The organism is Nocardioides sp., from assembly GCF_024509035.1.
In the GTDB taxonomy this organism is placed as follows: domain Bacteria; phylum Actinomycetota; class Actinomycetes; order Propionibacteriales; family Nocardioidaceae; genus Nocardioides.
In genome coordinates, this window is the sequence record NZ_JANINT010000173.1 from 1 (window position 1) to 4,680 (window position 4,680).

The following is a 4,680-nucleotide window of genomic DNA, read 5'->3' on the forward strand; positions in this document are numbered from 1 at the left end:
CGGCTGACGTCGTCCTGCTGCTGCAGCACCGCGACCACGAGGCCGGCGGCGACCACGGACGCGGCGGCACCGGCGACCGCGGCGGTCGGGGCGTGCGTGACGACGGCGTCCCGGGCACGGCCGAGCAGCACGGCGACGCCACCGGTGGCCGCGCCGACGGTGCCGGTGGTGGCGCCCACGTAGCCGGCAGCGGCGGAGCCCAGGAGCAGCGGCGCGAGGAGCGCGCCCAGCCCGGAGTTGACCTCGGTGAGCTCGAGGTAGATGGCGGTGCACCGCCGGCACTCCTGCAGGTGCTGCTCGACCCGGGTGGTGTCGCGGCGTGAGAGACCCCCGCGCACGTAGGCGCCGAGCTGGGCGCGCGTGCGGGCGCACGCGTCGTCCTCGACGTCCTGGGTGTGCATGGACAGGTAGGCCTGGCGCAGGCCCTCGCGGGCCCGGTAGGCGAGGGCGGACACGGAGTTGGCGGTCATGCCGAGGAGCAGCGCGACCTCGGCCGGCTTCTGCTGCTCGACCTCGGTGTGCCACAGCACGAGCTGCCAACGCTCGGGCAGCGACGCGAAGGCGCGGGCAGCGGTGAGGCTCTCGAAGCCCTCGAGCGCGGTGTCGCGGAAGGGCACCCCCGGATCGAAGGGCGTCAGGTCGCCCGTCGTCTGGAGCCGGGCGGTCGACCGGATCCGGTCGACCTGGAGACGTCGTACGGCGGTGAGCAGGTAGGCCCGGAACGCGAGGTCCGGCCCTCCTCCGCGCTGGAGGACCACGAGCACCTTCGCGAACGCCTCGGAGACGAGGTCGTCGACGTCGCCCGGCGCGACCAGCTGCCGCGCCAAGCGGCGCGCGGCCTCGACGTGACGCGAGAAGAGCTCGCCGTAGGCATCGGAGTCACCGCCCCTGACGGCGGAGATCAGCTCGCCGTCACTGGGGCCCTCGAGGATGGAGACATGGCTGGCCACATCGAGTCCAACGCGGCACCGGCGAAAAGATCACGGCACCAGGGCCGAGAAAAAAAGTGACGAAGTTCGCGTGGAGTCGCGTCATGGACCGCCGCCAGGCCCGTTTCACCTCCACAGACCAACCGAGGGGGAGCACACCGTGGGCCGGATCACGACGCGCAGGCGACGTGGCACCACGGGCGACCCCGAAGCAAGGGGGGAGCTGTCCTCGCAGCAGCGCGCGGCCCTGCCGCCGCAGTTCGAGGCAGTCGGGGAGGCCCTTGCTTCGGGGTCGGGCACCATCGCCGCGTGCGAGGTGGCCGGCGGTCTCCTCGCGCGAGACGGGCTCTCGCTCGACGAGGCCCTGACCGGGCTCGCCACCACCGCACACCTGGTCCTCGGGACCGATCCCGACTTCGCCGCGACGCGGGCGTTCACCGTCGCCTGGAGCGAGGCGGTCCTCGGGTACCTCCACGGGCTCTCCTGCGACGACCCGCTGACCGGGCTCTCGAGCCTCGCGCACCTGCGGACCCGGGTCGCCGACGTCTACCGCGGCGAGCACCGCGCCGGGGCCCCTGTCTCGCAGTCGCACGCCTTCGTCGTCGTGGCGGCGCCGCCGTGGCCGGACGCCGCCTCCGGACGCGACGACGTGCTCACCCGCGCGATGCGCACCGCCCAGCTCGGCGACACCGCCCGCGCCGTGTTCGCGGGGCCGGAGACCATCGGCCACGTCGCTCCCGGCCGGGTCGTGGTGCTCGCCGGCCGTGACGACCGGATCGGGCGCCGGGTCGGCCTGTTGCGCCGGATGCTCGACGGGAGCGCCGTACCCCACACCCGGGTCTGGATCGAGGGCCTGCCCGACTCCGACGAGGCGGCGGGACGCCTGCTCGACGAGCTGACCAGGGTGTAGCCACCTCGCCGGCGCCTCGCCCGGCTAGGGTCTGGCTATGTGTGGTCGCTACGCCTCGAGCCGTCGGCCCGAGGACCTCGTCGAGGAGTTCGACATCGCCGACGTGCGGATCCCGACCCCGCTCGAGGCCGACTACAACGTGGCCCCGACCAAGGAGGTCTACGCGGTCGTGGAGCGACCTCCGAGCAAGGAGAGCGACGAGCCGCCGGAGCGCCAGCTGCGGGTGCTGACCTGGGGCCTGGTGCCGTCGTGGGCCAAGGACCCCTCGATCGGCAACCGGATGATCAACGCCCGGATGGAGACGGTGGCCGAGAAGCCGGCGTACAAGCGGGCGTTCGCGAAGCGGCGCTGCCTGCTGCCCGCCGACGGCTACTTCGAGTGGTACCCCACCCAGGAGCTGACCGCGAAGGGCAAGCCGCGCAAGCAGCCGTTCTTCATCCGTCCGCGTGACCACGGGGTGCTGGCGATGGCCGGGCTGTACGAGATCTGGCGCGACCCCACCAAGGCCGAGGACGATCCCCACCGGTTCCGCTGGACGTGCACGGTGATCACCACCGAGGCCGAGGACGCCGTCGGCCACATCCACGACCGGATGCCGCTGATGGTCGAGCGTGAGCGCTGGGGCGCCTGGCTCGACCCGACGGCGCCGCAGGACCACCTCCTCGAGCTCCTGGTCCCGGCCGCGCCCGGTGCGCTCGAGGCCTACCCCGTCTCGACCCTCGTCAGCAACGTGCGCAACAACGGCCCACAGCTGCTCGAGCCACTGCCCCTCGACGACGTGCCCGCCGATGTGCGCGACGATGTCCTCCACGACGACGAAGGGAGTGGCCGGTGACCGCGATCGAGCGACGGATCGACACGCCGCACGGCGAGGCCCGGCTGCTCGTCGACCAGGCGCGCAAACCGGTCGCGACGCTGCTGCTCAGCCACGGCGCGGGCAACGGGATCGACACCGCCGACCTCGAGGCGCTGGCCCGCCACCTCCCACGCAACGGCGTCACGGTCGTGCGGCTCGAGCAGCCGTGGAAGGTGGCGGGCCGCCGGGTCGCGACCGCGCCGCCGACGCTGGACGACGGTCTGGTCGCGGCCGCCAACCGGCTGCGGACCCGCACGCCGCTGGTCGTCGGGGGGCGCTCCGCGGGAGCGCGGTCGGCGGCCCGTTGTGCGCGCCGGCTGGCGGCGAGTGGCTGCCTGGCCCTCTCGTTCCCGCTGCACCCACCCGGTCGTCCGGAGAAGTCGCGGGTCGAGGAGCTCGCGAAGGCCGGGGTGCCGACGCTGGTGATCCAGGGCGAGCGCGACCCGATGGGCCGGCCCGAGGAGTTCCCCGACGGGACGGACCTGTGCGTCGTGCCGGGCGCCGACCACGGCCTCGCGGTGCCCGCCCGGGGCCCGATCAGCCAGGACGACGCGCTCGCGATCGTCGTGGAGGGCGCGCTGGAGTGGATCGTGCGTGAGGTGACCGGCGCCGGCGCCGGGAATGGCCGCCCCGCCTGAGGCGTTGCTCCAGCATGCTGGCCGTGCTCGAACCACCCGCCCCGGGGCTAGTCTGGGACACGATGACTGACCCTGCACCGACGCCCGAGGGCGTCTTGGACCCCACCGACGACGTCGAGGCCGTCGACGCTCCGGCCGACGCCGCCGAGATCGACGTCGCCGAGATCGACGTCGCCACCGAGACCGAGGCCGACCGGTCCGCGCGCTTCGAGCGCGAGGCCCTGCCGTTCCTCGACCAGCTCTACTCCGCCGCGATGCGGATGACGCGCAACCCGGCGGATGCCGAGGACCTGGTCCAGGAGACCTTCGCGAAGGCCTACTCCTCGTTCCACCAGTTCCGGCCCGGGACCAACCTCAAGGCGTGGCTCTACAGGATCCTGACCAACACCTTCATCAACACCTACCGCAAGAAGCAGCGCCAGCCGCAGCAGTCGATGTCCGAGGACGTCGAGGACTGGCAGCTCCACCGGGCCGAGTCGCACACGTCGACGGGCCTGCGGTCGGCGGAGATGGAGGCGTTGGAGCACCTTCCCGACTCCCAGGTCAAGGACGCCCTGCAGCGGCTCCCCGAGGAGTTCCGCCTCGCGGTCTACCTGGCCGACGTCGAGGGATTCGCCTACAAGGAGATCGCCGAGATCATGGACACCCCGATCGGCACCGTGATGTCCCGTCTGCACCGCGGCCGACGACAGCTGCGCGACATGCTGTCGGACTACGTCCGCGACAACGACCTCCTCACGGTCGGCCGCGGCACCACCGAGGGGGGCGCGTCATGAGCCACGAGCACGGTTCCGACCCGTCGCCGGCCGACTGCGCCGACTTCCTCGAGCGGATCGTCTACTTCCTCGACAACGAGCTCGACGAGGGTGACTGCTCGGCGGTGCGGTTGCACCTCGACAGCTGCAACCCCTGCCTGGAGAAGTACGACCTCCAGCGCACGGTCAAGGCGGTCGTCGCGCGCTCCTGCGCCGAGTCGGCCCCCGACGACCTGCGCCAGCGGGTGATGCTGCGGATCCGCGAGGTCCAGGTGCAGATCCGCGAGACGCCGTAGGACTCACTCGGCCCACCAAGCAGAGAACCCCCGAGCCGGTGGCTCGGGGGTTCATGCATTTCAGCGCTCAGGCGTTGGGGCGCTTGCCGTGGTTCGCGCCCTTCTTCTTCCGAGCGCGGCGCTTGCGGCCGGTCTTGCCCATGATGTTCCTCCTGATCGGACGGTCCTGGCCCGGTCAGGGGCCAACGAGCAGTCTCTCAAACTCCGGGGCGGAGGAGAAATCAGGGTCTCAGACCCGGCTCATGAACCGCTCGGCGTCGACGACCACCCGCGTGATCTCGCCGGTGGCCACGACC

General features: G+C 72.3%; 6 protein-coding genes. 5 read left to right on the plus strand and 1 reads right to left on the minus strand.

Features of this window, described 5'->3' with window-relative positions; all coding sequences use genetic code 11:
* A partial coding sequence (locus Q0L15_RS13320) for a sigma-70 family RNA polymerase sigma factor (RefSeq protein WP_296604931.1) occupies positions 1-950 on the minus strand: 950 nt, incomplete at its 3' end.
* 139 nt (positions 951-1,089) lie between these two features.
* Between Q0L15_RS13320 and Q0L15_RS13325 the strand changes: the two genes are divergently transcribed.
* The 5 genes from Q0L15_RS13325 to rsrA all read left to right on the plus strand — a co-directional run bounded on the left by Q0L15_RS13325 (position 1,090) and on the right by rsrA (position 4,384).
* Positions 1,090-1,839 carry a hypothetical protein gene (locus Q0L15_RS13325; protein ID WP_296604932.1) on the plus strand — a complete coding sequence of 250 codons (750 nt, stop codon included), beginning with the start codon at positions 1,090-1,092 and terminating at the stop codon, positions 1,837-1,839.
* A gap of 37 nt (positions 1,840-1,876) precedes the next feature.
* The gene (locus Q0L15_RS13330; RefSeq protein WP_296604933.1) at positions 1,877-2,674 is read left to right on the plus strand and encodes an SOS response-associated peptidase; all 798 of its coding nucleotides are present in this window, start codon (positions 1,877-1,879) and stop codon (positions 2,672-2,674) included.
* Positions 2,671-3,333: an alpha/beta family hydrolase gene (locus tag Q0L15_RS13335; protein ID WP_296604934.1), complete on the plus strand. Its 663-nt coding sequence runs from the start codon at positions 2,671-2,673 to the stop codon at positions 3,331-3,333. The genes Q0L15_RS13330 and Q0L15_RS13335 overlap by 4 nt, the downstream gene beginning before the upstream one ends.
* 62 nt (positions 3,334-3,395) lie before the next feature.
* The gene (locus tag Q0L15_RS13340) at positions 3,396-4,109 is read left to right on the plus strand and encodes a sigma-70 family RNA polymerase sigma factor (protein ID WP_296604935.1); all 714 of its coding nucleotides are present in this window, start codon (positions 3,396-3,398) and stop codon (positions 4,107-4,109) included.
* Entirely contained in the window at positions 4,106-4,384 is a 279-nt protein-coding gene (gene rsrA / locus Q0L15_RS13345; protein ID WP_296604936.1) for a mycothiol system anti-sigma-R factor, read from the plus strand. The genes Q0L15_RS13340 and rsrA overlap by 4 nt, the downstream gene beginning before the upstream one ends.
* Positions 4,385-4,680 lie beyond the last annotated feature (296 nt).